The sequence below is a fragment of the Sphingobacterium sp. HSC-15S19 genome (assembly GCF_050433745.1).
GTDB classification, from domain to species: Bacteria; Bacteroidota; Bacteroidia; order Sphingobacteriales; family Sphingobacteriaceae; genus Sphingobacterium; species Sphingobacterium siyangense.
The window spans coordinates 58,294-83,941 of sequence record NZ_JBNPWQ010000009.1; the positions used below are offsets into that span (position 1 = coordinate 58,294).

21 protein-coding genes are annotated in these 25,648 nt (G+C 36.6%); 8 read left to right on the top strand and 13 right to left on the bottom strand.

All coding sequences use genetic code 11. From position 1 onward, the window contains the following. Nucleotide 1: 1 nt before the first annotated feature. The 3 genes from mqnB (at nt 2) to L1283_RS09110 (ending at nt 2,619) form a co-directional block, all read left to right on the top strand. Nucleotides 2-643, top strand: a complete 642-nt coding sequence (mqnB, locus tag L1283_RS09100) for a futalosine hydrolase (protein ID WP_070562711.1) — start codon at nt 2-4, stop codon at nt 641-643. Between the two features lie 123 nt (nt 644-766). Next, nucleotides 767-1,753 carry a pyruvate dehydrogenase complex E1 component subunit beta gene (locus tag L1283_RS09105; RefSeq protein ID WP_046673190.1) on the top strand — a complete coding sequence of 329 codons (987 nt, stop codon included), beginning with the start codon at nt 767-769 and terminating at the stop codon, nt 1,751-1,753. Between the two features lie 110 nt (nt 1,754-1,863). After that, on the top strand, nt 1,864-2,619 hold the full coding sequence (locus tag L1283_RS09110; RefSeq protein WP_070562709.1) for a DUF6263 family protein: 756 nt from the start codon (nt 1,864-1,866) through the stop codon (nt 2,617-2,619). A 59-nt stretch (nt 2,620-2,678) separates the two neighbouring features. Here the strand turns inward: L1283_RS09110 and gcvH are convergent, their stop codons facing one another. Beyond that, nucleotides 2,679-3,059, bottom strand: a complete 381-nt coding sequence (gene gcvH, locus L1283_RS09115; protein WP_070562707.1) for a glycine cleavage system protein GcvH — start codon at nt 3,057-3,059, stop codon at nt 2,679-2,681. A 100-nt stretch (nt 3,060-3,159) separates the two neighbouring features. Between gcvH and L1283_RS09120 the strand changes: the two genes are divergently transcribed. Continuing rightward, the gene (locus L1283_RS09120; RefSeq protein ID WP_429626058.1) at nt 3,160-4,356 is read left to right on the top strand and encodes an anhydro-N-acetylmuramic acid kinase; all 1,197 of its coding nucleotides are present in this window, start codon (nt 3,160-3,162) and stop codon (nt 4,354-4,356) included. Here L1283_RS09120 and L1283_RS09125 read toward each other — a convergent pair whose 3' ends face one another. The 10 genes from L1283_RS09125 to L1283_RS09170 form a co-directional block, all read right to left on the bottom strand. Beyond that, nucleotides 4,357-5,028, bottom strand: coding sequence for a DUF2461 domain-containing protein (locus tag L1283_RS09125; protein WP_145328261.1), 672 nt, complete (start codon nt 5,026-5,028; stop codon nt 4,357-4,359). Between the two features lie 7 nt (nt 5,029-5,035). Further along, nucleotides 5,036-5,836 (bottom strand): phosphatidate cytidylyltransferase, encoded by an 801-nt coding sequence (locus tag L1283_RS09130; protein WP_145328260.1) that lies wholly within the window; start codon nt 5,834-5,836, stop codon nt 5,036-5,038. Beyond that, nucleotides 5,833-6,048, bottom strand: a complete 216-nt coding sequence (locus tag L1283_RS09135) for a DUF2007 domain-containing protein (RefSeq protein WP_083663420.1) — start codon at nt 6,046-6,048, stop codon at nt 5,833-5,835. The genes L1283_RS09130 and L1283_RS09135 overlap by 4 nt, the downstream gene beginning before the upstream one ends. Continuing rightward, nucleotides 6,023-6,946, bottom strand: coding sequence for a CPBP family intramembrane glutamic endopeptidase (locus L1283_RS09140; protein WP_145328259.1), 924 nt, complete (start codon nt 6,944-6,946; stop codon nt 6,023-6,025). Before L1283_RS09140 ends, L1283_RS09135 begins: the two co-directional genes overlap by 26 nt. Nucleotides 6,947-7,187: 241 nt before the next feature. Further along, nucleotides 7,188-10,505 (bottom strand): S41 family peptidase, encoded by a 3,318-nt coding sequence (locus tag L1283_RS09145; protein ID WP_429626059.1) that lies wholly within the window; start codon nt 10,503-10,505, stop codon nt 7,188-7,190. Nucleotides 10,506-10,647: 142 nt separating this feature from the next. Continuing rightward, nucleotides 10,648-11,400 (bottom strand): zinc ribbon domain-containing protein, encoded by a 753-nt coding sequence (locus L1283_RS09150; protein WP_046673181.1) that lies wholly within the window; start codon nt 11,398-11,400, stop codon nt 10,648-10,650. Beyond that, nucleotides 11,400-12,500, bottom strand: a complete 1,101-nt coding sequence (locus L1283_RS09155; protein ID WP_088163391.1) for a Nif3-like dinuclear metal center hexameric protein — start codon at nt 12,498-12,500, stop codon at nt 11,400-11,402. Before L1283_RS09155 ends, L1283_RS09150 begins: the two co-directional genes overlap by 1 nt. Next, nucleotides 12,490-12,975, bottom strand: coding sequence for a hypothetical protein (locus L1283_RS09160; protein WP_153847935.1), 486 nt, complete (start codon nt 12,973-12,975; stop codon nt 12,490-12,492). Before L1283_RS09160 ends, L1283_RS09155 begins: the two co-directional genes overlap by 11 nt. 22 nt (nt 12,976-12,997) lie before the next feature. Continuing rightward, nucleotides 12,998-13,753 (bottom strand): alpha/beta hydrolase, encoded by a 756-nt coding sequence (locus L1283_RS09165; RefSeq protein WP_088163393.1) that lies wholly within the window; start codon nt 13,751-13,753, stop codon nt 12,998-13,000. 203 nt (nt 13,754-13,956) lie between these two features. Then, a complete protein-coding gene (locus tag L1283_RS09170) occupies nt 13,957-14,667 on the bottom strand; it encodes an SAM-dependent methyltransferase (RefSeq protein ID WP_088163394.1) in 711 nt (236 codons plus the stop codon). 149 nt (nt 14,668-14,816) lie between these two features. Here L1283_RS09170 and apaG point away from each other — a divergent pair, with 149 nt between their 5' ends. From apaG to L1283_RS09190, 4 genes are all read left to right on the top strand, one after another. Then, nucleotides 14,817-15,203: a Co2+/Mg2+ efflux protein ApaG gene (gene apaG / locus L1283_RS09175; RefSeq protein ID WP_046673176.1), complete on the top strand. Its 387-nt coding sequence runs from the start codon at nt 14,817-14,819 to the stop codon at nt 15,201-15,203. A 349-nt stretch (nt 15,204-15,552) separates the two neighbouring features. Further along, on the top strand, nt 15,553-17,418 hold the full coding sequence (locus tag L1283_RS09180; protein ID WP_429626060.1) for an ABC-F family ATP-binding cassette domain-containing protein: 1,866 nt from the start codon (nt 15,553-15,555) through the stop codon (nt 17,416-17,418). 93 nt (nt 17,419-17,511) lie between these two features. Continuing rightward, on the top strand, nt 17,512-19,371 hold the full coding sequence (gene mnmG, locus L1283_RS09185; protein WP_088163396.1) for a tRNA uridine-5-carboxymethylaminomethyl(34) synthesis enzyme MnmG: 1,860 nt from the start codon (nt 17,512-17,514) through the stop codon (nt 19,369-19,371). Between the two features lie 78 nt (nt 19,372-19,449). Continuing rightward, on the top strand, nt 19,450-21,129 hold the full coding sequence (locus L1283_RS09190) for an Ig-like domain-containing protein (RefSeq protein ID WP_286848711.1): 1,680 nt from the start codon (nt 19,450-19,452) through the stop codon (nt 21,127-21,129). A gap of 49 nt (nt 21,130-21,178) precedes the next feature. Here the strand turns inward: L1283_RS09190 and L1283_RS09195 are convergent, their stop codons facing one another. Both L1283_RS09195 and nadB read right to left on the bottom strand, forming a co-directional pair. After that, nucleotides 21,179-21,685: a gamma carbonic anhydrase family protein gene (locus tag L1283_RS09195; protein ID WP_429626061.1), complete on the bottom strand. Its 507-nt coding sequence runs from the start codon at nt 21,683-21,685 to the stop codon at nt 21,179-21,181. A gap of 5 nt (nt 21,686-21,690) precedes the next feature. After that, nucleotides 21,691-23,283: an L-aspartate oxidase gene (nadB, locus tag L1283_RS09200; protein ID WP_088163399.1), complete on the bottom strand. Its 1,593-nt coding sequence runs from the start codon at nt 23,281-23,283 to the stop codon at nt 21,691-21,693. Between the last annotated feature and the right edge of the window lie 2,365 nt (nt 23,284-25,648).

Genomic DNA, 25,648 nt, shown 5'->3' on the forward strand with positions numbered 1-25,648 from the left:
CATGCAAATATTAGTGATTGCGGCTACTTCATTTGAATTGCAGCCTTTTCTGGAAGTGGTGCCAAATTACAGTCAATGCGATACCCTAATCACTGGTGTGGGCATGGTGGCCACAGCCTTTGAGCTAGGAAGAGTGCTACATGAAAAAAAATATGATCTCCTCATTAATATCGGGATAGGGGGATGTTTGGACCGACATATTAAAATAGGCTCAGTTGTTCAAGTCGTTTCGGAATCATTTGTTGAACTGGGCGCGGAAGACGGTCATAATTTTATTCCAATAGATCAATTGGGCTATGGAAAGTCTAAATTTACTTCGTGTTTCCTGAATGACAAGGAACTTAGGCTTCCTTTTTTAAAGCAGGGGGAAGGAATTACCGTAAACAAAGTCCATGGTAGTACAGAAAGTATTGAAAAAGTTCAAAAACTGCATCCTGATAGCCTTATTGAAAGTATGGAGGGAGCCGCTGTTTTCTATGCTGCCGACAAAATGACTGTTCCCGTAATCGAGATTCGTGGAATTTCGAATTACGTGGAGAAAAGGAACCGGGCCACGTGGAACATTCCATTGGCGATAATGAATAGTAATAAGGCACTTATAAAGACATTGGACTATCTGAACAACTTCTATTCAAAAATTTAATACAAAAGTCATTTACTTATTAAAAAATGACATAAAACTATAGAATTAGCAGGTTCAAATCTTCAAAATATCAATTTTAAATAGTAGATTTGTAATCTAAAAATTGACACTATTTTACAACTGATGAGAGAAATACAATTCAGAGAAGCACTTCGTGAAGCAATGAACGAAGAAATGCGTAAAGACGACAAAATATTTTTATTAGGAGAAGAAGTTGCTGAGTATAACGGAGCTTACAAAGTAAGTCAGGGTATGCTTGATGAATTCGGTGCAAAGCGTATCATTGATACACCTATTGCGGAACTTGGTTTTGCTGGTATTGCTGTTGGTGCTGCAATGAATGGTTTGAAGCCAATTGTTGAATTCATGACATTCAACTTCTCACTTGTTGCAATTGACCAAGTAATCAATGCGGCAGCTAAAATTCACTCGATGAGTGGTGGACAGTTCTCTATTCCGATGGTCTTCCGTGGTCCTACAGGAAATGCGGGTCAGCTTGCAGCACAACACTCTCAAAACTTTGAGAACTGGTTTGCAAATACACCAGGTTTAAAAGTTGTGGTTCCTTCGAACCCATATGAAGCTAAAGGTTTATTGAAATCAGCTATTATCGATCCAGATCCTGTTATCTTCATGGAATCTGAGGTCATGTATGGTGATAAAGGACAAGTTCCTGAAGAAGAATATTACTTAGAAATCGGAAAAGCTAATATTATCCAAGAAGGTACAGATGTAACTGTTGTGTCTTTTGGTAAAATGCTTCCTCGCGTTGTCATTCCTGCAGTTGAAGAATTGAAAAAAGAAGGTATCAGCGTTGAATTGATTGACTTGCGTTCGGTACGTCCTATCGATTACCCTACAATCATCGCGTCTGTTAAGAAAACAAACCGTTTGGTAATCGTGGAAGAAGCATGGCCACTAGCGTCTATTTCTACCGACTTAGCATTCAATGTACAACGTAATGCATTTGATTACTTAGATGCCCCAGTTATCCGCGTAAATTGTGCAGATGTACCTCTTCCTTATGCTCCAACATTGATCGAAGCTGCTTTACCTAGCGTTGAGAAAGTTGTTAAAGCTGTGAAAGAAGTATCTTATATCAAGAAGTAATACGAATTACATCCTTAAAAAAATTAAAATCCCTTTTACTGTGTGAAAGGGATTTTTTTTATATTTAAACTGGCCAATTGTTGCTTACTAAAAAAATTAAAATTCCATATATGAAAAAATTAAGAATTGCCTCTTTAATGGCTGTATTTGCATTTCTCGTGATATCTGCTTCCGCACAAAAGAAATACACATTACGCGTAAATCCCGATTCAGGGAAAAAAATATCACAAAATCTTGTGATGACCATGGATATTGACGCTGCTGGCCAAAAAATGGTGACAGACCTTAATATGGGCTTTGATATCACCAATACGACGAAAAAAGACAACATATTTGCGTTCGATCTTAAATATACCGGAATCAACATGAAAATGAATATGGCAGGAATGGATATGACTTACGACTCTAAAAACCCCGAGGCCAATGAATTTTCTAAACAGATGCATGCGACCTTAGGCAAGTTGCTCGAAAATAGCATTAGCTTTAATGTTGATCAACTTGGCAAATCTTCCGATATCAAGTTGCCTGAGGGCATTAACATGCCATTTGATAAAAGTATGTTCGAAAATATAACTACAGTATTGCCTGAACAGCCGATTAAAATAGGTGATTCTTGGACATCCAAAACTGAATCAGATGATTCAGGCATTTCAGTAGAAAACAAAATGACTTTAATAGAAGCAAATGAGCTAGGCTATAAAGTAAATGTTGAAGGAAAAATGTTCGGTCCGGATGCAAATCAGGTAGGCAACGTACAGGGCTTCTATGTCTTGGATAAAAAGACCTGTCTTACCACGAGTACAGAAATGACAAGTGCCGTGGATATGCCTGAAGCAAAAATAAAGACCACCTTAAAAACCCAATAAACGACGAAAAATAAAATAGGGGCCAAAAGGCCCCTATTTTATTTTTTTATATATCAAATTTATGCGTTGATCTCTTCTTTGTACAGATCAGCAGATAACAAAGCGTCAACATCAGCAGCGTTGTTCAATTTAATACGAACAATCCAGCCTTCACCATAAGGATCAGAATTGACCAATTCAGGAGATGCATCAATAGCTTCATTCACCGATAAAATCGTAGCTGCTACAGGTAAAAACAAATCAGAAACTGTTTTTACGGCTTCAATTGTACCGAAAACTTCATTAGCGGCAACTTCCTCACCTACAGTGTTTATGTCAACAAAAACGATGTCACCCAATTCACGTTGAGCGAAATCGGTAATCCCTACAACTGCTTCATCACCTTCAACACGAATCCATTCGTGATCTTTGGTGTATTTCAATTCTGCTGGAAAATTCATTGTATTTAATTTTTTGATTTTTAATGCCGTGAAGTTACAAAATATCTTTAATTGTCAAAAATGATATTCATCATAACATTTTTGTGTTTATTTTTAAGCTATGAATCCTCAAATCGAAAGACTTTACCAAATTTCACAAAAGAAAGAACGTCGTATTATTGGCCTGATGTCCGGAACGTCCCTGGATGGTCTTGATATCGCAGTATGCCGCATAGAAAATGCAGGTAAAACAACAAAAATACAGCTAGAGAATTTTGCTACAATGGATTATGAGGATGATTTTAGAGCACGAGTCCGTGAAGTCTTTGCAAAACGAAATATCGACCAACAATTATTTTCGGGACTCAATGCTTATATTGGAGTCACACATGCCAAATTAATCAATACAGCATTACAACAGTGGAATATACCAAGCAGCGAGATTGATTGTATAGCCAGCCATGGGCAAACCGTATACCATGCTCCCCAATCATTGACCAAAGACCGTAATTGGCCCAATAGTACCTTACAGATCGGCGATGGAGATCATATTGCCGTAAATACCGGCATCATAACCCTCTCTGACTTTAGACAGAAACATGTTGCTGCGGGAGGGGAAGGGGCACCTTTGGCGGCGTATGGCGACTATCTACTTTTCTCGCATGCAACAGAGAATCGATTCTTACTGAATATTGGCGGTATTTCTAATTTCACATTTATCCCAAGCCATCAAACAAAATTGAAAGCCTATGCAACAGATCTCGGTCCAGGCAATACAATGATGAACCAATACATGAAGGCTAATTTTAATCAGGAGATGGATAGAGATGCCTATATGGCCAAAAAGGGACAAGTAAATGATGCGCTATTGAATCAATTATTAACCGAAGAATTTCTAACACTGCCCTTTCCAAAAACCACCGGGCCAGAACTATTTAATCTCGCTTATCTCGCAAGGGCACAGGATTGTTCGAAAACAAGCCATATTCCACATGAGGATGTTATGGCGACCCTCAATCGCTTTGCTGCTCATGCGATGGTCAATGGCATTCGCAAGCAGTCAAAAGGGCTATCTGATGTGGCTGTATATATAAGTGGTGGTGGACTGCACAATCCATTGCTGTTTGATTACATCAAAAGGAGCTTACCTACCTGTAAAGTTGAAAGCTTTGCAACATTAGGTATCAATCCAGATGCAAAAGAGGCCGTCCTATTTGCTTTGTTAGCAAATGAAACTTTGGTAGGCAACAAATCCAATGTAGCGCAAATTAAAGATTCGCCCGCTGTCTGCATGGGCAAAATCAGCTTACCGGAATAATTAGTCCGTATCGATGGCTTCTTGTAAAAACTCTTTAAAAGGAAGCATACTTTTATAGGAAGCCACGATATTATCTAACGCATTTTTTGCAGATAAATCCTTAATAGTTAAAGATCTATCCAACACAAAACTTTTCAATTTGATAAAGTCAATAAAAGGATTATCCTCACTATAGCCCGCAGGGGCACGCTTCAGTAAATCTTCTTTGAAAAGTGCAATATTACCGCCTGTCAATACTGTTTTTAAAATTTCATCCAATTTATTACCGCTGTAATCAATTTCTTGTCTTATTGCCTCTAAATGTTGCTTTTCTGGACGCCAATACCCACAGGCAATAAATGAATTTTCTGCTCCAATATGAATATAGTACTCTGGTCCCTGCAACTTTCTTCCATCAACTGAAATTCCTGCCCCAAACCAACTTTTATAAGGTGTTTTATCATTTGAAAAGCGTGTATCACGGTAAATCCGAAACAAACATTTACTTGCCTGTATGGAAGTATTGATCTTAGGGTCAAACTCGCTCAAAGCGGCAATTAAATCTGTCAAAAAACTTCTCACATCAGCCAATGCCGCTTCATATTTAGCTCTGTTATCGGCAAACCATTCCCGAGAATTATTGGCTTTCAATTCCGTTAAAAAATCAAATGTAGATTTTTGAATGTGACTCATAATACAATCAATTGATTAAAATTAAGAAAACATAGACCATAGGTGCCGCTAATAACAACCCATCAAATCTATCTAAAAAACCACCATGTCCGGGCAATATATTTCCGGAATCTTTTACGTGCAAGCTACGCTTTAACATCGACTCAACTAAGTCTCCCAATGTTCCAACAATACTGATAATAGCCGCTATACTTACCCATTGCCAGAGCGGTAGATAACCAAAATACTTCTCTAGATTCACTGCAGCAACAATTGCCAAAATCAATCCACCGAAAAAACCTTCCCATGTTTTCTTTGGTGAGATTCGTTCGAATAGTTTACGTTTCCCGAAGCTTCGTCCAGCGAGATATGCCCCTGTATCGTTTGTCCACAATAAGATCAAAAAACCTAAGGGCAGCACATGGTTAAAAGTACCTTGCATAAACCCTAATTTGGAAAATAGGAAAAAAGGTAATGTAACATAAGCTATTCCCAAAAAAGTATAGGCAATATCATTAAAAGGAAAAGCTCTCTTCTGAAAAAGTGAAATAATATAAGTCGCACTTATAAACGGAATAATCAGTGCTAAAAATTTTACCGCAAGCAGATCCATCGAAATTAAGGATCCCAAAACAAACAGTACCAAGGCCAGGGCGATACCAATCACTTTATTTGGAGCGCGTTCTTCGGATGAAACTATTCCATAGAATTCATAAAGACACCATGTACTTAGCAAGGTAAAAAAGATGGAATAAACATAAGCTCCCAAAAGAGTAGCCGCTATCATAACAGCCACAAAGATTACTCCGGTTATTGCTCTTGTTTTCATAAACTAAAATCCCCTTCCGATTCCTCAATTAACCTTTCGGCTGCTTCGATAGATCCTTCGCTGACATAAAGTTCAATTTTCCCAAACAGATAAGAAGAATCTTGTTTATTCAACGCGACAGCGGGAATTCCATTCTCTTCCAACATTTGTTTGACTATCTCGGCTTGAATGGCATTTGTATATGTTTTAATTTTTTTCCAATCGTTCTCCATTGTTTTCTTTTTGCGTTGATCGATAAAATAAGAATACAAAAATAAGAGTAAAAATGAAGGCTACAAGATATATCCACCAAGATTGTAACTCAAATGCATTGAGTTCATCATAACTCTTTCCCTGTCTTACGTAATAAAATGCTCCAATTGTGGCTCCGGCATTATTGACAAAGTGCCCAAAGATGGGCAATATGATGTTCTTGCTCCATACATAAAGATAGCCAAAAAAAGCCCCCAATAACATGCGGGGAACAAAACCAAAAAATTGCAGGTGTATCGCACTGAAGATAATAGCAACGAGCCATATAACCACATGCTGATTGCTCAACCATCTGCCTATTATTTTTTGCAAAATACCACGAAATAACAATTCTTCACCTATGGCCGGAATCAAAGCTAGTACAACAATATTGTACAAAAAGCCGGCTATACTCGACTCCATAATGATGCCCTTAATTAAATCACCCGATTCCTTTTCACTGCGCTCCATCCAATGCTGCAACGATTGCATACTGTCGGGCAATTGTAAGGATTCATTCCAGTGACCGATAATACTCATCAAAGGCATAAAAGAAAGCATTGCCAAAAATATATAACCAAACTGCATTCCACTAGGCCATTTTTTCAGTTTAAAATAAGTAACGCCATGTCCTTCGCGTGTATTCATCAGATACGCCGGCACAACAAAAGATCCCAAACTGCTCATTAACAACATAAAGCGCATCTCATTGGCCGATCCATTCATTAATAACTCCAACGAGAAGACCTGCCTGGTGTATGTATAATAGCTTGCAATAATCAGAATAGCAATAATCTGCGAAAGAATGGTAAAACCGATAACCATTAAGATCAATCGTAACAAAGATTGAAACGGATGGGGTGTTTGTTCAGGAAACATAGCTATTAAATATCAGTTAAAGATAGCAATAAAAGCAAGATTTATTAAAATTGTCGCATTCATTTAAATTCTGCCGTATCGTTTGTACTAGCCGAATGGCAAAAGGCGATATCATCCAAATACAGTAAAAACTCCAACAGAGGTATTCGATCATCCCGAATATGAATACATTTGACACAGCATATATGATCAAAAAAAAGGCTTTGGAAAAATCCAAAGCCTTTTTTTAATATAGATTATCCTAATTCACTCGAATTGGGTCTGCAGGTTTCTGCAGATTTTTATACGGATATGTTTTCATTTCTTCCAACAATATTTTCACCGTTCTTTCAAGCTGTGGATCTCGGCCTTCCAAAAGATCTTTTGGTAATTGTTCGATAAATACATCAGGAGCGACCCCTTCATTTTCGATAATCCAATTTCCTTTTAGGTCATAAACACCGAAGTTTGGTGAAGTAATACGGCCTCCATCCAACAAAGGAGGGTAACCGCTTATGCCAACCAAAATCCCCATTGTTGTACGACCCACCAATTTGCCAAGTCCTTTAAAACGGAACATATAAGGCATCATATCCCCACCTGAGCCTGCATTTTCATTAATAATCATGGCTTTTGGTCCATAAATGCCATTTCCTGGAGTCGTAAATCCTTTTCCATCACGAATTCCCCAGCCAGCGATTAACTCGCGAGATAAGAGATCAATCACGTAATCGGCAACCCAACCACCACCGTTGTTCCTTTCGTCCATTAGAAGAGCCTTTTTATCCATCTGAGCGAAGTAATACCGATTGAAATAGGTATACCCTTCAGGACCGGTATTCGGCATGTACACATAAGCTATTTGCCCATTGCTCAATTCATTTACTTTTTTACGGTTCCTTTCGACCCATTCCATGTTACGCAAGTTCATTTCATCACTAAACGAGATCGGTTTAACGATTACTTCACGTGCGCCAACCAAAGAAGGTTTTGAATTGACCTTCAACGTCACTTGTTTACCAACAGTATTGTCAAATAAACTATAGATATCCTTATCCTCAGTCAGTTCAGTACCATTAACAGCAACAATATAGTCTCCTTCTTTTATGTTTAATCCCGGTTCAGCCAATGGGGCTTTGAACGATGGATTCCATTCAAGACGCGTAAATAATTTGACGATCTGATAATAACCATTCTTTAGCGTATAATCTGCTCCCAGCACACCAACTGAAACGGATGGCGTGGAAGGTTGATCTCCTGGATAGATATAATTGTGTCCCACGACCATTTCTCCCATCATTTCGTTCAATAAATAACCAAGATCAGAACGATGGTTTACAAAAGGTAAGAATTTTTCATATTTGGTTTTCATCGCTTTCCAGTCAGCACCATGCATATTTTCTACATAGAAATAGTCTTTTTGCATCGACCAAACTTCATTGAATACTTGTTTCCATTCGGCTGCGGGATCCACCAATTGCTGAATTCCACCTAGCTTAACTTCGCCAGCAGTAGGAGAGGCTACTTTTTGCCCAGCTGTTACAATATTGAAGCCATTTCCCGTTTGATATAACATCTTTTTACCATCGGCACTAATAACAAAACTACGTGCATTCTCCACTAAAGTTTTATTTTCAAGATCCTTAAAATCATAGGCACCGATTGTTCCACCACGTTGATAAGTCAATTGATTTGGAACCAAACCATTTAAATTCCAGTAAGGACCGGCTGGCAAAGGGAGGGCAACAATTCGATTCTCTATACGATCGAAGTCTACCTGAATAGATTTGTCAACCGGCTTGCTTGCAACTGACTCTTCCTTTTTATCCTTTTTAGGAGCTTTTTTATCATTCTCTTTTACACGTTCCTTTTTATTATTCTCTCCCTCTTCCTTTTTATCAGGTTTATCTTCACGGATTTGCTCATCATCACTATCGTTTTTAAAGAATGATGGTGTTTTGCTCGACAGGATAAAAGCATAGACTGCATAATCTACATTACGCTGTACAGCGGACATATGTAAACCAGAATTTGTTAAACCTGTATTTGTACTCGCCGTGAAAAATAAATATTTACCATCTTGCGAAAATGCAGTACTGCGGGCAGAACTCATACCATCCGTAATTTGCTGAGTTTTCTTTGTATCTAAGTTATACATGAACACAGCAGGCGCCCCGTTTTCCAGTGTACGTATAAAGGATATCCATTTTGAATCTGGAGACCAACTTGGTTGGAAATGATTGGATACACGCCCGGTCTGACCACTTAATTTGTCATCGGCAACTTTGACAACAGCCTTGGAAGCAATATCAATATAATACAGATTAAGATGCGCATCATTGTAAAAAAGCTTCTTTGAATCTGGCGACCAAGTGGGTTCAAAATAGAAATTGGTTTCCCCTAAATTAAAGTATAAGGGCTGATCTTTTCCGAACTGATCCATCAATACCAACTGATAAGATCCATTTTTATCTGAAATATAGGAGACCCATTTACCGTTAGGAGACCAATCTGGAAAACGTTCATGTGAACCTGGTGAATTAGATAAATTTCGAGCTTCTCCTTTTTCCTTTGGTACCGTAAAGATCTCCCCACGTGCTTCAAATAACGCTCGCTGCCCCGTAGGAGATAATGTAGCATAACGTATATCGTCCTTGATATCTTTATAATAAGGTCTTTTGTACATAACATCTGTATTCACAGTGATGTGCAAAGGAGTAATTTTATTTCCGTTTAGATTCAGTGTATTCAATACTCCAGCATATTCAAAAATCAAGTCGTTACCATTCCCATTCAAGGAACGTACATCATAATCTTTGAAATCTGTTAGTTTTTCAACCTTTTTAGTTTTGGTGTCGTAGCTAAAAATATTGACAATTTTATCGCGGTCAGATAGGAAATAAACCTTCGTTCCCAACCATAATGGCTTAACATCATTACTTTTAACATTCGGAATAGTCTCGATTTCTTTTGTTTTGGTGTCAAAGATCCAAATGGTTGGCATACCACCACCCCGGTAACGCTTAAAGGCTACTCGATCTCTTTCAGTAGGATCAGTATTCTTGATGTAAGCCCAATAACGACCATCGGCAGAAGGGCTTCCTTGAGTAGCCTCAGGCATAATGAGCGCCTTGTCCATTCCCGACATTTGAATATTGGAACTGTATAATCGTGGACTTAAAGCATAGGTGAAATCACGAGATGTAGTATAATATACTTCATCATTATTGAGCCATCCGCGCAATACATCGGACGAGGGATGATAAGTGATACGTTTTGGCTCTCCACCCGTTACAGGGATTACATATACGTCTGTATTTCCATCATAATTGCCTGTGAATGCTACTTTCTTGCCGTCTGGAGAAAACATTGGATTCTGTTCCACCCCTGGATTTGTTGTAAGGCGTCTCGGATTTGCTCCGTTTTTGTCGGCAATCCAAATGTCTCCACCATAGACAAAAGCGATATTATTGGCGCTGATACTTGGGTTTCGAAGTAATAGGGTTTCTTGCGCTTTTGTTTGCAGAAAGGATGTCCCGAGCAAAAAGGCAGCAAATAACTTGAAATGAGTTTTATTCATAAACGTTTAAAGGTTAAATTTACCACACACAAAACTACACTTTTGTAAAGTGGACCTAGTTAGTATATCCACAAAGTTGCATAAAAAATATGACAAAAAAAAAGTCCCGCTTTCAGCAGGACTTTTCTTTAGCTATTGAAGATTAGAAACCGTATTCTTGTTCGATTTCTAACACAATTCCTTCATCGACCAAAACGCGACCACAGTGCTCACAAATGATGATTTTCTTACGTTGACGTATTTCTGATTGCATTTGAGCAGGAATCTTATTATGACATCCTGAACAGCTATCGCGATCAATCGAAACAACAGCAAGTCCGTTTTTGAACGAGTTACGTAAACGGTAATATACCTTTACCAAACGTTCTTCGATATTAGCCTCGGCCTCAGCAGCTTTAGCCAATAATGCATCTTCTTCCTTTTGAGTTTCAGAAGTAATTGTTTCCAATTCTTTCTTTTTTCCCTCAAGCTCGTTTTTGCTATACTCAAGATTACCTACAGTAGTATCGTAGTTTTCTGTCTTGTTGCGAATTTCGAATTCTGCTTCTTTAATTCTTTTTTCACAAACCTGAATCTCAAGACCTTGAATTTCGATTTCTTTCGAAATAGCGTCGTATTCACGATTATTTTTTACCTCATTTAACTGCGACTCATATTTTTTGATAGCAGCTTGGGCATCCTTAATCATGTTTTTACGCTTAACGATCGAATCTTCTAAATCGTCTAAGTCTATTCTGATCTTCTCAATACGAGTTTCTAAACCCGCAATCTCATCTTCAAGATCTGCAACTTCCATAGGCAATTCACCACGAACTTGGCGAATTTTGTCTATTTTAGTATGTATGGCTTGTAAAAGCCATAATGCTTTCAATTTTTGTTCTACGGTTTGTTCCATCAACTGTAGTATTTTATAGGATTTGTATCTATTTCTGTTGTTAAGGTTGCAAAGTTAGGAAATTTTTTCGTAATAATGTCGTACAATAATTCTTGCGTAAATTGTTCGCTCTCAAAATGTCCCGTATCTGCAATCACTATTTCACCTTCAGCATCAAAAAATTCATGATATTTATAGTCTGCTGTAACAAAAAAATCAGCGCCAGAACGTTTGGCTGCACCAAGTAAAAATCCACCCGAGCCACCACAGACAGCTACACGACTAACTTTTTTATCTAATAAGGCTGTATGACGAATGACATTCAACCTCAGTTTGTCCTTAAGATAAGCTAAAAATTCCAATTCAGCCATTGGTTCAGCCAAATTTCCAATCATTCCAGCACCAATTTCAGTGGCCGTATTTTGAATATCAAACAAATCATAAGCTACTTCCTCATAGGGATGAGCTTCATAGAGTGCTAAAAGTAACTTCCTTTCATTAGATTTCAGGTAGATAACCTCAATTCGTGTTTCCTCTACACGCTCTTGAACATCAATCTCTCCAATGGTAGGATCGGCCCCTTTTAAAGGTCTAAAACTACCATAACCTGCCGTATTAAAACTACATTGATCATAGTGTTTTCCGATTTTACCTGCACCCGCATCAAACAATGCCTGTCGGACATCTTCAACATGACTCCTTGGTACAAAAACGACCATTTTTCGCAATACATCTGTTTTAGATTCCAGTATAGCCTGATTTTCTAATCCCAATTTATCGGCAATTTTCGTGTTCACTCCACCGGTAACATTGTCGAGATTTGTATGAATGGCATATAATGCAACTTTATGTTCAATTGCTTTAATAACCGTACGCTCCACATAATTTTTTCCATTAAATTTTTTTAGGCCCTTGAAAACAATAGGATGATGCGAAATAATTAAATTACATCCTTTATCAATGGCCTCTTTTACAACAGCTTCTGTGCAGTCCAAAGAAATGAGCACTTTTGTAATCTCTCTATTGGCATCGCCCACAATAAGCCCAGCATTATCATAAGACTCCTGCAAATCTAAAGGAGCCAATTGCTCCAAATAATCAATGACTTCTTTAATTTTCATGGTCTACAATTACCTCCTTTTCTCTAAATTTATTATGTTCTTCCAAAATTCTTCTATTCGCGTTAATTTCAAACCAATAATTAGCCAATGTCACAAAATGCATAATGATCAGTACACCGGAAATGGAAAGTGGGAGTGGAATATTTGTGGCCAAGTAAATCCATGCATATAGCGATCCTTTCCTAAACGTAGGGTTTTCTTCCACAGCTATTTTCCGATCATAAAATTCATTAATCAAAGAATCCCTTAGACGCGAAGCAACCTGAAAATTCCAATAAATATTAACCAGCGGAATGGCAGCTAACCAGGATTGGTTAGGCGTCATTAATCTATTTTCTTTGGCGACCAATTTTAAGGTCTTTCGAATTGTATTTGCAAATAAAAGCCATACAATAATACGTATAGCCACAATACCCATAGCGGTATAAATTACTTCAGGCTTACTTAACTCTTTTATTAATTCCTCTTGCGTCATTGAACTATTTATTGCTTATTTATTATTCCTGTTCCAACAAATCTACTAATTCTTTCAACCTTTTTATTTGTGGATTATGATCTCCAACAAATTCGATTGTTTTAAAACCCATGGTTTTAGCTTTCTTATAAAACGGGTAAAAATCGTCCTCCTCAATTGCTGTACCATCCGTATAAGTCAAAATGTATGTACTTGGGATCATAAGTCGTTTCGGATTTTTTAAATTAATCTTATCTGTCATTGTTTTTAGCGGGTGGGGGACATCTCTAGGAAGCTTCTTAACGTCCTTCACCCAGAAAGGAAAAATATAACCATCCTTTTCTAATTTTAACAGCCCATTTGCTGCAGTAGATTTCCCCATTAAGTTTATTACGGATTGCTGATCCTCTGGAAGTATAGCATCCAAGTAAACCAATTTACGTATTCTATCCGGAAGACTATCGGCCACAGCCGTAATTACCATACCACCATAACTATGTCCCACCAGTATAATATCATGAAGATCTTCAAACAGAATCGTATTTACAACATCATTGACATGAGTTTGCAATCGAATAGAGGTATCTGCTAAATGATAACGCTCGCCCAAGCCTGTTAGTGTAGGGCGGTAAACCTCATTTCCTTTCTTCGCTAACTCAACTGCAGTATTTTTAAACTGCCAAGCACCACCCCAAGCTCCATGGACGATCACATACGTAGAAGACTGCGCAGAAACATCTTTACCGAATCCAACTAATGAAAAGAAAAATATAATAAACAGTAATTTACAGTAATTCATTGTGTTATATATTAAAACATACTCTACACTTCACAAAATCTGTTCAGAAACTGTATAGATAAGCCAGTTTACATTTTTATTAAAAACTAAATGTGACCACTCACTTACTTTAATAAAACATGATTCAATCGAATAAAAACAGCTTTTAGCTTCTCAACTAAACTTCATCAAGGAAGATAGGGTAGGGGGGAGCTATAAAAACATCATGCATAAAGTAAAAAAATAGTAGGCTTTTTATGATAATCATACGATCGTTTTCTCCACTCACCAATCGTCAAACTTTGGATATTTTCATCGGCCGCAGTCACATTTGACGCAACACAGAGTAAGCTGGAAGGTTTACATATTTTTAGTAGATCAGCCAAAAGCTGATTATTTCTAAATGGAGTTTCAATAAAAATCTGAGTCTGCTTTTCGCGTGCTGATTGTTGTTCGAGATTTTTAATTTCCTTAGCTCGATCAATTTTATCGATAGGTAAATACCCATGAAAAGCAAATTTCTGACCGCTAAATCCAGAAGCCATAAGCGCTAGTAAAATAGAGCTTGGTCCAACAAGAGGAACTACTTTAATACCCAATTGATGTGCCCGTGCTACAATAGAAGCTCCAGGGTCAGCAACACCAGGACATCCTGCCTCAGACATTAAACCAACATTTTTGCCCTGTTTCAAGCCTCCCAAAAAGTCGTTTATATTTCCCTTATCCCGCGCATGTTTTCCATAATCATGAATTTTTAGTTCGCTCTGCGGAATCTTTAAACCTGCAAGTTTTAAAAACTTACGAGCCGTTTTTTCATTTTCTACAATATACTCGTCCAATGAATTGATTGTTTCCACTAAATATGCAGTAAACGATTGGAAAGCTGCGTCATCACTCAATGGAACAGGAATTAAATATAAGATACCATTTGCCATAATACAAACCTACTAATTAAGGTCCATTTGGCTATACTAATTTTAAACTTAGCATTATTTAACCTTTTAAAATGATTATAATTTCGATTTTTAAACTCATTATTAGTATTTTAGCGTAAATATTCATTGCAACAATAAACATCATTCAAATGATCACACAAATTACAGAAGGCGTAAAAATCTCGGTTGAAACCATCTATCAATCAGAGTATTCGAATCCGGACCGTGAACATTTCATGTTTGCTTATCATATCAGCATAGAAAATCTCAGCGATTACACGGTTCAATTGATAAGTCGCTATTGGAAAATCTTTGACGCAAAAGGAGACTATAGGGAGGTATCTGGAGAAGGGGTAGTAGGCGAACAACCTATTATAGAACCTGGCCAGACTCATCAGTATACCTCAGGTTGCAATCTCAATAGCGAATTCGGATTCATGGAAGGATATTACAATATGATCCGAACACTGGACAACGGCAGCTTTCAAGTTGAAATACCACGTTTCAATCTGATAGCTGATTACGCATTGAATTAATTTTATCAAGGCAGTATCATTATTGCCAATTAATCAAATAACGAAGCTTTTTTCGCATCGAATAAGAAACTATTTCTTTATTTTTGCGAGCATTCCAAATGAACATGCCAACCTCGGGATATACTAATTTTACCCGATGGTAAATGCTAGCATTTGATCGTATGCCACCCGATAGATTAAATTAGTCAACAATCAAAACGATTATTGATTCAATATATAAATAACTGATAATCAATAGATATATAAATAAAGTATTGATTATCAACACGATATAAACTACCTAGAGAAGAAACCTCCTGGTAGTGTTTTGGCGTGTAAATTGACTGAATATAATTTAGGGTGATATAACGTGAGTATTTTAGCTACAGAACAAGTAAGCCATTCCTTCCATGATCGATGGCTTTTTAAAGATTTACATTTCGGTCTCCAGAAGGGAGAACGTGTGGCCTTGGTCGGAATCAATGGCACAGGTAAATCAACCTTACTCGCTATTTTAGCAGAGCGAATCTTACCAACCTCAGGAAAAGTTGTAAAAGAAAAAGGTATAAAAATTGGTTTCTTAGAACAGGATCCTGATTTCACAGGATTAAAATCAATCAACGATTTTATTTATAGTACAGACAACGATCAACAACGTCTTATCCGTGAGTACGAGGAGCTGTTATTGGAAACTGATATCGATCAGAAAAAATTAGAAGATCTTACAGAAAAAATAAGTTCATTGAATGCCTGGGAGTATGAACATAATATTAAGACGATTCTTAATCGTTTAAACATTATGGATTTCCATCAAGATATCAAAAGTTTATCAGGAGGCCAACGAAAACGCCTTGCGCTAGCCAAGCTTTTGATAGACGATCCGGATATTTATATATTAGATGAACCCACCAACCATTTGGATATAGAGACTATTGAATGGCTAGAAAAACTACTAACAACAGGTAGCAAAACCGTTCTTTTAGTAACGCACGATCGCTACTTCTTGGATAATATCTGTACTGAGATTCGAGAGCTGGATAGGGGCAATCTCTTTACCTATAAAGGTAACTATTCTTATTTTCTAGAAAAGAAGTCCGAACGCGAAACTATTGATGCGGTTATGGTTGAGAAAAGCAGAAATCTACTTCGCCGTGAATTGGAGTGGATGCGTCGTCAACCACAGGCACGTGGTACCAAATCCAAATCACGTATTGAAGCATACTATGACTTGGAAGAAAAATCTAAAGCAATTAAAGGAAACGACTCGGTACAACTCAGTGTAAAAGTAAGCAGACAGGGTTCAAAAATACTCGAACTAGAACATGTTGCCAAACGTTATGGAGCAAAGGAAATCATACATGATTTTTCATACACCTTTAAAAAAGGTGATCGTATTGGTCTAGCTGGAAAAAATGGTACTGGAAAATCAACCTTTCTTAATTTAATCACGGGAGAAGAAAAACCTGATACAGGGTCTATAGCAGTAGGGGAAACCACAGTATATGGCTACTATAAACAGGGAGGTTTGGAAGTAAATGAAAACGATCGAGTATTAGATGTTGTAAAAAATATAGCAGACTATATTGAAATGGCAAATGGGGAAGTAATCACAGCTTCACAGCTGCTAACCCACTTTTTATTTCCTCCTGAAAAACAATTTGGTTTCGTTTACAAATTAAGTGGAGGGGAGAAAAAAAGACTTCAATTAATGCGTGTTTTAATGAAGAATCCAAATTTCTTAATCCTGGATGAACCATCCAATGATTTGGACATTGATACATTAAACGTGCTGGAAGATTTTCTTGACAACTACAAAGGAGTACTCATATTAGTATCACACGACAGGTATCTATTAGATAAATTGACGGATCAACTTTTCATTTTTGAAGGAAAGGGGATCGTGCAGATATACAATGGAAATTATGCCGACTTTAAACTTGAACAGGAAGAAATTCAAAAATTAGAAAAGGAAAAACAAAAAAGGATAAGCCAAGAACAGGTAAAGCCAATTGTAAAAGAGGAAAAGAAAAAACTCTCGTACAAGGAACAATTGGAATATAACAAACTAGAAGAAGAAATCGAGAAACTGGAAACACAAGTAGCATTAAAAACGGAGGAACTAAACCAGGTAACAGATCATCTAAAACTTTCTTCCTTAGCGGAAGAAATTCAATCTATCCAAAAACAGATAGACGATAAATCCGAAAGATGGTTATATCTTGCTGATTTTATGTAAAATTTCACCAGAGGTTTCACGTGGAACACAAAGAAAACGTAAATTTACAAAGAAATAAAAATACCACGTTTCACGTGGAACAAGAATAGAAAAATGTTTAAAAAATATAATGTAATTGTCGTTGGTGCGGGGCATGCCGGATGTGAGGCAGCGGCGGCAGCAGCTAACTTAGGTTCGTCCACTTTACTCATCACAATGAATATGGGAGTAATAGCCCAAATGAGTTGTAACCCCGCTATCGGTGGTGTAGCAAAAGGACAAATTGTAAGAGAAATTGATGCTATGGGCGGATATACTGGTATCGTAGCAGATAAATCAACCATTCAATTCCGAATGCTCAATCTTTCGAAAGGTCCAGCTATGTGGAGTCCACGTACACAAAATGACCGAATGCGTTTTGCTGAAGAATGGAGGTTACAATTGGAGTCTCTTCCAAATTTAGATATGTGGCAAGATACCGTAAAAGAAGTTATCGTCAAAAATGGAAAAGCTTGCGGTGTCATCACTTCGATGGGCATAGAAATAGAATCGGACGCTGTGGTACTGACCAATGGAACTTTTCTAAATGGTGTAATTCACATTGGCGATAAGAAATTTGGAGGCGGTAGAACAGGAGAGAAGGCAGCCACAGGTTTAACCGAACAACTTGTTTCCCTTGGTTTCGAATCAGGAAGAATGAAGACAGGAACTCCACCACGCATAGATGGGAGAAGCCTCAACTATGCATTAATGGAAGAACAGTGGGGCGACGAAAAAAGAGGGCGGTTTTCTTATACAGATGTAGAAATACCTACTGAGCAACGCTGTTGTTGGATTACCTACACAAACGATAAAGTTCACGAAATGCTTCGTACTGGGTTTGAAAAATCACCCATGTTTACGGGACGCATCAAAGGATTGGGTCCGCGTTATTGCCCTTCTATAGAAGATAAAATAAATCGCTTTGCCGAGCGTGAAAGACATCAGATATTCGTGGAGCCCGAAGGTTTTAAAACAGTAGAAATCTATGTCAATGGATTCTCGACTTCATTGCCGGAAGATGTACAATTAAAAGCTTTGCAATTAATCCCTGGTTTTGAAAATGCAAAGATGTACCGACCAGGTTATGCCATAGAATACGACTACTTTCCACCAATGCAATTGGATCTAACCCTAGAAACCCAATTGGTGAAACATCTATTTTTTGCAGGACAAATCAATGGGACTACTGGTTATGAAGAGGCCGCCGCTCAAGGTTTCCTAGCCGGGATAAATGCGCATCAACGCATCAACGATGATAAGGAACTTATTCTAAAACGATCCGAATCTTATATAGGTGTATTGGTCGATGATCTCGTAACAAAAGGAACTGAAGAGCCATACCGTATGTTTACATCAAGAGCAGAACATCGTCTACTTTTGCGCCAGGACAATGCTGATATTCGCCTAACCCCATTAGCTTATAAATTGGGATTAGTAGGAGAAGAAAGACTCAAAAAAGTGCAAGACAAAATTGATAACTCAACTAAAATAATTGAGTATCTAAAACAAAATTCAACCAATGTCGAAAAGATGAATGCAGTATTAGCAGAAGTTGGCTCGAGCGCTCTTCCTCAGAAAACAAGGTTGAGTAATGTACTTGCGAGACCACAAGTTGGTATCCACGATATTCTGAAAGGAGATGAAGGCTTTGCAAATTATGTATCCCAATTTGATAACGACACCATCGAACAAGCAGAGATCAATCTCAAATATGAAAGCTATTTCGATAAAGAAATGGAAATAGTTAATCGTATGAAGAAGATGGAAGATAGAGAAATAAACCCTGATTTCGACTACAGCTTGCTAACGTCATTATCCATTGAGGCAAGACAAAAGCTATCAAAGGTAAAACCACGTACACTGGGACAAGCCTCAAGAATCTCGGGTGTTTCACCTTCCGATATCACTGTATTGATGGTACATATGAGTTAAATAACTGATATACAAATACTTATATATAAAATATTACATAGCTTAAAATAAGCGATTTAAGACAATATTCTATTTTTTATGACAACTTCTTTAAAAGAAAATAAAAGTGGTTCAAAAAGGCTAAAAAGTAGCTTAAAAACAAGATTACTTATTTTAAGCATGTTTATTATGCTTATTGGCTTGTCCATACAATGTGCGAGCATACAACAGCCTACGGGGGGGCCAAAAGATTCCATTCCCCCGAAAATACTACTGGAAAGTCCTACGAATTTTTCGAAGAATTTTACAGCAAAAAAAATAGTTATCACTTTCGACGAGTATATCAAACTGGCAAATCAGCAAAAAGAATTCAGTATTACGCCAGACATGGGGAGTAACCCAGAATTCAAGGTCAAGAAAAAAAATCTAGAAATTACCTTACCTGATTCTCTCGAAAAAAATACAACTTACAGCATATATTTCGGTAAAGGACTAGTCGATTATAACGCAGGAAATGCACTGGTCAATTATGCTTATGTATTCGCAACAGGAGACAAAATAGATTCGCTCAGTATATCCGGTAATGTAAAAAGCGCAGTGACCAAAGAGGTCCAAAAAGATGTTAAAGTCTTATTGATCCCCACTAGCCAAGATTCCATTTTCGGGAAGAAGAAAGCGAATATATTTACGACAACAGACACTGCAGGCAATTACAAACTAAACAATTTGAGAGAAGGAACCTATCGCATTTACGCACTTCAAGAAAAGAACAATGATAGGATCTATAATGGCGCTGATGAAGAAATAGGTTTCCTAAAAGACTCTATCGTGCTAGCGCGAGACTTAAACAATATCAATTTGGAGATATTCAAAGGAACCCCAAAAAAGTTTAGAACGCAAGAGAAGAAATTTGAAAAAAATGGAAGTATACTTCTTATTTTTAACAGGCGAGTGGACAAACCCAAACTCAATATCCTAAATGATGAAGTAAACAACAAGGATAAAATAGTACGCTTTTCAAATACATCAGACTCCGCTACTTTGTTTATTCCAAATTTAAAAATAGACTCCCTAAAGCTGGTTCTGACAGAAAATGAAAGGCCATTGGACACCATTCTAATTAGAAAAGGGAATGTAAAAATAGAGCAGACAATTGATCCTATTTTTACCCCGAATAATGGGCGAGTAGATCGGATTACACACCTTCAGGTATCTGCATTCACACCGATCAAGAATATAGATAAAACCAAGTTGAAATTCAAAGAAGACTCATTGGTCCGAACCAATTACCAACTTGCCGTTGATACAGCGAATAGCAATATCTACCATATTCGATATAATTGGAGAAAAGATAAAAAGTACCAAATTGAGTTTACAGAAGGCGCCATAACAGGCTATTTTGGCGAGCAGAATAAAGAGAAAAAGCTGGATTTGACTTATGACGATAGTGAAAACTATGGGGATCTGACATTTGATTTTACAGATCTAGATAGCAATATAACATATCTGGTAGAGTTAATCAATGAGAAAAAAGATAAAGTCTACCGCGTCGACAAAATAAACATGAACAATCCGACCGTCGCATACAAACAGTATCCAGGAGGAAAGTATAGCATACGTGTAATTCGCGACGACAATGATAATGGAATCTGGGATACCGGAGATGTCGAAAAGAAAACCTTTCCGGAACCTGTTATATATCTAAATAAAGTATTTACGATACGTGCTAATTGGGAACAAAAAGATAGTTTTTCATTGAATGGCCTCAAAAAAGAATAACTGAGGCCATTCTAAAATAATAATTTAAAACACTGCTAATTCGATTAAGCTAAAACCAAGAACTGTATAGAACATAATTATGTGGTAGCTGCTGCAATAGATCTTTCTGCTCTTCAGTAAGTGCCTTTATCTTTTTCGCAGGTAACCCAGCATATAGAAATCCCGATTCACAGCGGGTGTTTTCTAACACCACTGCTCCAGCTGCTACAATAACATTCGATTCAACAATAGCATTATCCATAACGATAGCTCCCATACCAATGAGTACATGGTCTTCCAAAATACATCCATGTACCATAGCCTGGTGGCCTATACTTACATAATTTCCAATCGTTGTACCGCATTTCTTATAGGTACAATGTATAACAGCACCATCTTGAATATTCGTATAATTACCAATACGAATATAATTGACATCTCCACGTATTACAGCGTTAAACCATACCGAACAGTGATGCCCAATCTCTACATCGCCTACAATCGTTGAATTAGGTGCTAAGAAGCATTCTTCGGCTATCAATGGAGATTTATCCAAAACAGGTAAAATAAGTGCCATATTCCTTAAAAAATTGTGTCCTGTAGTACTTCCGAATGTTTAGGGTAGTCAGTTGTATAATGCAATCCCCTACTTTCTTTCCTCAACATAGCTGATTTTGTCACAATATAAGCTACTTGGATAACATTACGCAATTCACACAATTTAACAGAAAGCCTGGTATTTCGATAAAATTCTTCAGTCTCCTCATATAACAGATGTAATCGTTTAAGGGCTCTTTCCAGCCTAAAATCGGAACGAACAATACCAACATAGTCACTCATAATCTTTTGGCATTCGCGCAAATTATGACTTACTAAAATATCCTCATTTGAAAGTGAAGTTTTAGAATCATCCCATTCCGGAACGTCAACAATATGGTTAATCAATCCTATCGACTTTGTGGCGTCTAAGAAAATACGATGCGCATAAACAAGTGCTTCAAGAAGCGAATTAGAAGCCAATCTGTTTGCACCATGTAGTCCAGTAGAAGAACATTCACCGCAAGCATATAAATTAACAAGGCTACTGCGTCCAAAATCATCGACATAGATACCCCCGCAGAGGTAATGCGCCGCCGGCGTAACTGGTATAAAATCCTTCGCCATATCCAGCCCGATCGAAAGGCACTTTTCATAAATGTTTGGAAAATGCTTGATAATATCCTGTTTATCCCGATGCGTAATATCGAGGTAAACATAATCTATACCTGATTTCTTCATCTCGGCATCAATAGCTCTAGCAACGATGTCTCTTGGTGCCAAGGAAGCACGTTCATCGTACTCCTCCATAAAAGATTCACCATTGATCCTCCTTAAAATTCCCCCAAATCCACGTACAGCTTCGGATACCAAAAATGCAGGCGAATCCTTTGGATTATATAAAGAAGTAGGGTGAAATTGCATAAACTCCATATTACGTACCTTACCTTTTGCCCGATACACCATCGCTATACCATCTCCAGTCGCGATAGTTGGATTTGTTGTACTTGAATAAACATGACCGGCTCCGCCAGAGGCCATCACGGTGACCTTACTCAAAATCTGATCTACTAAATGTGATGAGGTATTAAAAGCGTAAATTCCATAACAGGTAATGTCTTCCCTATTTTTATCCACGTACTCACCCAGATGATGCTGTGTAATCAAATCAATGGCAAAGTAATGTGTTACAATTTCAATATTGGGATCACTATGTGCTTGAGCCAATAATGCACGCTCTATTTCGTAACCAGTTATATCTTTATAATGTAAAATACGATGAGCTGAATGTCCCCCCTCTTTTGCCAGGTCATACAAGCCCGATTCCTCCTTGTCAAATGATGTCCCATATGAAATAAGTTCTGCTATCCGTTCCGGTGCTTCTCTTACTACGTTTTCCACAATTTCAACATCGCATAAACCATCCCCAGCAATCTGAGTATCAATGATATGCTTTTCAAAGCTATCTGACTTATCCACAACGGCAGCCACTCCCCCTTGCGCATATTTTGTATTAGACTCATCCTCATTGGACTTAGTGACTATCAATACTTTACCGAATTTAGATGCCTTTAAAGCAAAGCTCAATCCAGCAATACCTGATCCAATGACCAAAAAATCTACCTTTCTATCTGCCATATAAATTAAAATTCACAAACTATCCCCAAAAGTGACGATTCAAATTAACGAAAAATGTGGAAAACGTGTAAATAAAAGGTTAAATAAAAATGAAAAGTATTTAACAATTCACAAATCCCCTATTTCGAAGCCTTATTTCTAAAATTTTTCCGCACAAAAATCCATAGATTTCCACATTTTCTAAACAAAAACTATTCAACAAAAATATATGGAAAATAAAAAATAAGATAAATTAGAATTTTAAAAATCAGCTCTTTAATAGATAAATCCTGTTGAAAAATTGTTGAAAACTCATTAAAAACCTAAAATCAAAATTGAAATAACCTAATTTATACCACTTTTCCACACCATAATAAACAATAAGAGATTTTCTATTTTAAATAATTAGTATTTATTGAAAAAAAAGATTGTGGAATACGTTCGAAAATCTTTGTTTAGTTTTGTCAAGTTCGATTAGAGGCGGTTAGATTTCGATATCTGGGAATTATAAAGTCCCCTATTGAAATATTTAATTCTAATTGAGTTTATATTATTTTTTTAATTTCCTATTGGCTTTTGAAGCGCTTTAGGATTGGATATTTATTTTATTTTTTTTTGTATATGGATTTAAAGTAGTTTCAGCGCGTTATTTATATTTTTTTCAGGAAAAATTTAGTTTTAAACCGTTTTATACTTGGATATTTTCCCTTATTGGATCTTATTTCAATTTTATTGAATTGTAACTGATAGAAATTGATGAAGGAATGGTTTAATTCTCATTTTGGTGCTATGAGATTTCAATATTTTTGGTTTTCAACCAGATAAATTCTTTTATTGAATTCTAATAGCTACTAATCTTTGCTTTGAGAATTTCTTTAAAAAGGTAATTTACTTGATTTTATTATTTTGATTTTAAGTCGTTTTAGGATTGCTTATTTGCTTATTTTTTTTAGAAATATTAGAATATTGCCTTCTCAACGAGTTTAAATTGGAGTACGAAATCTTTATAATTTTATCAGCAAATTTTTCAAAATGAAAATTGAACCTTAATGGTTATTGAAATTTTTTATTCCTGGATCGCGTTATTGTATTCGGATTGGCTATAATATCCGTTTGGTTCTGGCGTAATTGAATTTTAAACAGAATCTCAAAGTTATTGTTTAAAAATAAACCCGGTTAAAATTGGATATTTTTACAAAATCTGTTTTCAGTGCTTTTTATTGCATTCTATGCGTTTAAATAGTGAATTTTTTGCGATCTAAGTGAAATTTTAAAATTAGCTTGTTTATAATTTTGGATTGCAAATAATTTCTTCAAATAATTTATTGTAGAACAAACAATCTTACTATATTTGCAGCCCAACATCCATTAGATGGAGGAATTGTCCAAATTTAGATCAGTGAGATTCGAATATTGTGGATTATTGTTATGGAGTATCTTTTTATATCATTCTCAGAGCGTATTTTTCTAAAATAAAGCCCTTATGGATTGAATATATTGACTTGATTCGCTATTTGTTTCGAATATTTAATTCTAAGCGACTAAGTTGCTTTGAAAATGCGTTGTCAGTCGCATATTTAGTGTTATCTTGTAATATTATCTATATATTTGACTATCAAGCGGTTTAATTCACTAAATTTAATATAAATGTGAAAATTTATATTTTTCAACAAATTTATATTTCGTTATTATACTTATTAGTATCTTTTAAGTTGTATTTGTTGAATTTTTTGTGGTTTGTACCATAATTATCGCCAGATGCTTGGTCTAGCCGGATATACGCTCGGATTCTGTTATATTGAGCTTTTGAGAGAAGCTATTTACTGGATTCTTATCGGCATACTAGGTATAATTGATTTTATTTTGGCAGAATTCATCATTGATTCTTAAATTTTGTAAAATTAAATTGTGAATACTTTATTAAACCCTCTTAGAATTAAATAAATGTGCTCTCTTAGGTTATAAGTCGCTAATATTTAATTCTTATCCGCTTTATTTTGGATGCTGTAGGAGTCATTTAGTCTTTTATTTCAATTTCTGCGAATTACTCTCTTCTAGATTCGCTTCTACTCGACTCTTTTAGATTTTTTTATAAATATCCAATTCTTATAGGGTTTATTTGAACTATTTCATTCAACGCTATCGACCCTGAATTGGCATAAATTTACATCGCTACATTCCTATATTCATTTCTATAAGCTGCTAGTATCTTTATATGCAAATGTAAAAGCACTTATTCCAGAGATTATTGTTTTGTATTGATTGTCTCTGACCTATTTTTATTGATGAAAATTGATTTTCGCCCAATTCTGGCCTCCGTTGCTGTATGTGGTTGGTAAACGAAAAATATATAAACTTCAAATATTTGCGATTAGAATGGCATATC

What these genes read in the sequence shown, in the direction of transcription:
- mqnB (WP_070562711.1), top strand. Translation starts at nt 2, where the DNA reads ATGCAAATATTAGTGATTGCGGCTACTTCATTTGAATTGCAGCCTTTT.
- L1283_RS09105 (WP_046673190.1), top strand. Translation starts at nt 767, where the DNA reads ATGAGAGAAATACAATTCAGAGAAGCACTTCGTGAAGCAATGAACGAA.
- L1283_RS09110 (WP_070562709.1), top strand. Translation starts at nt 1,864, where the DNA reads ATGAAAAAATTAAGAATTGCCTCTTTAATGGCTGTATTTGCATTTCTC.
- gcvH (WP_070562707.1), bottom strand. Translation starts at nt 3,059, where the DNA reads ATGAATTTTCCAGCAGAATTGAAATACACCAAAGATCACGAATGGATT.
- L1283_RS09120 (WP_429626058.1), top strand. Translation starts at nt 3,160, where the DNA reads ATGAATCCTCAAATCGAAAGACTTTACCAAATTTCACAAAAGAAAGAA.
- L1283_RS09125 (WP_145328261.1), bottom strand. Translation starts at nt 5,028, where the DNA reads ATGAGTCACATTCAAAAATCTACATTTGATTTTTTAACGGAATTGAAA.
- L1283_RS09130 (WP_145328260.1), bottom strand. Translation starts at nt 5,836, where the DNA reads ATGAAAACAAGAGCAATAACCGGAGTAATCTTTGTGGCTGTTATGATA.
- L1283_RS09135 (WP_083663420.1), bottom strand. Translation starts at nt 6,048, where the DNA reads ATGGAGAACGATTGGAAAAAAATTAAAACATATACAAATGCCATTCAA.
- L1283_RS09140 (WP_145328259.1), bottom strand. Translation starts at nt 6,946, where the DNA reads ATGTTTCCTGAACAAACACCCCATCCGTTTCAATCTTTGTTACGATTG.
- L1283_RS09145 (WP_429626059.1), bottom strand. Translation starts at nt 10,505, where the DNA reads ATGAATAAAACTCATTTCAAGTTATTTGCTGCCTTTTTGCTCGGGACA.
- L1283_RS09150 (WP_046673181.1), bottom strand. Translation starts at nt 11,400, where the DNA reads ATGGAACAAACCGTAGAACAAAAATTGAAAGCATTATGGCTTTTACAA.
- L1283_RS09155 (WP_088163391.1), bottom strand. Translation starts at nt 12,500, where the DNA reads ATGAAAATTAAAGAAGTCATTGATTATTTGGAGCAATTGGCTCCTTTA.
- L1283_RS09160 (WP_153847935.1), bottom strand. Translation starts at nt 12,975, where the DNA reads ATGACGCAAGAGGAATTAATAAAAGAGTTAAGTAAGCCTGAAGTAATT.
- L1283_RS09165 (WP_088163393.1), bottom strand. Translation starts at nt 13,753, where the DNA reads ATGAATTACTGTAAATTACTGTTTATTATATTTTTCTTTTCATTAGTT.
- L1283_RS09170 (WP_088163394.1), bottom strand. Translation starts at nt 14,667, where the DNA reads ATGGCAAATGGTATCTTATATTTAATTCCTGTTCCATTGAGTGATGAC.
- apaG (WP_046673176.1), top strand. Translation starts at nt 14,817, where the DNA reads ATGATCACACAAATTACAGAAGGCGTAAAAATCTCGGTTGAAACCATC.
- mnmG (WP_088163396.1), top strand. Translation starts at nt 17,512, where the DNA reads ATGTTTAAAAAATATAATGTAATTGTCGTTGGTGCGGGGCATGCCGGA.
- L1283_RS09190 (WP_286848711.1), top strand. Translation starts at nt 19,450, where the DNA reads ATGACAACTTCTTTAAAAGAAAATAAAAGTGGTTCAAAAAGGCTAAAA.
- L1283_RS09195 (WP_429626061.1), bottom strand. Translation starts at nt 21,685, where the DNA reads ATGGCACTTATTTTACCTGTTTTGGATAAATCTCCATTGATAGCCGAA.
- nadB (WP_088163399.1), bottom strand. Translation starts at nt 23,283, where the DNA reads ATGGCAGATAGAAAGGTAGATTTTTTGGTCATTGGATCAGGTATTGCT.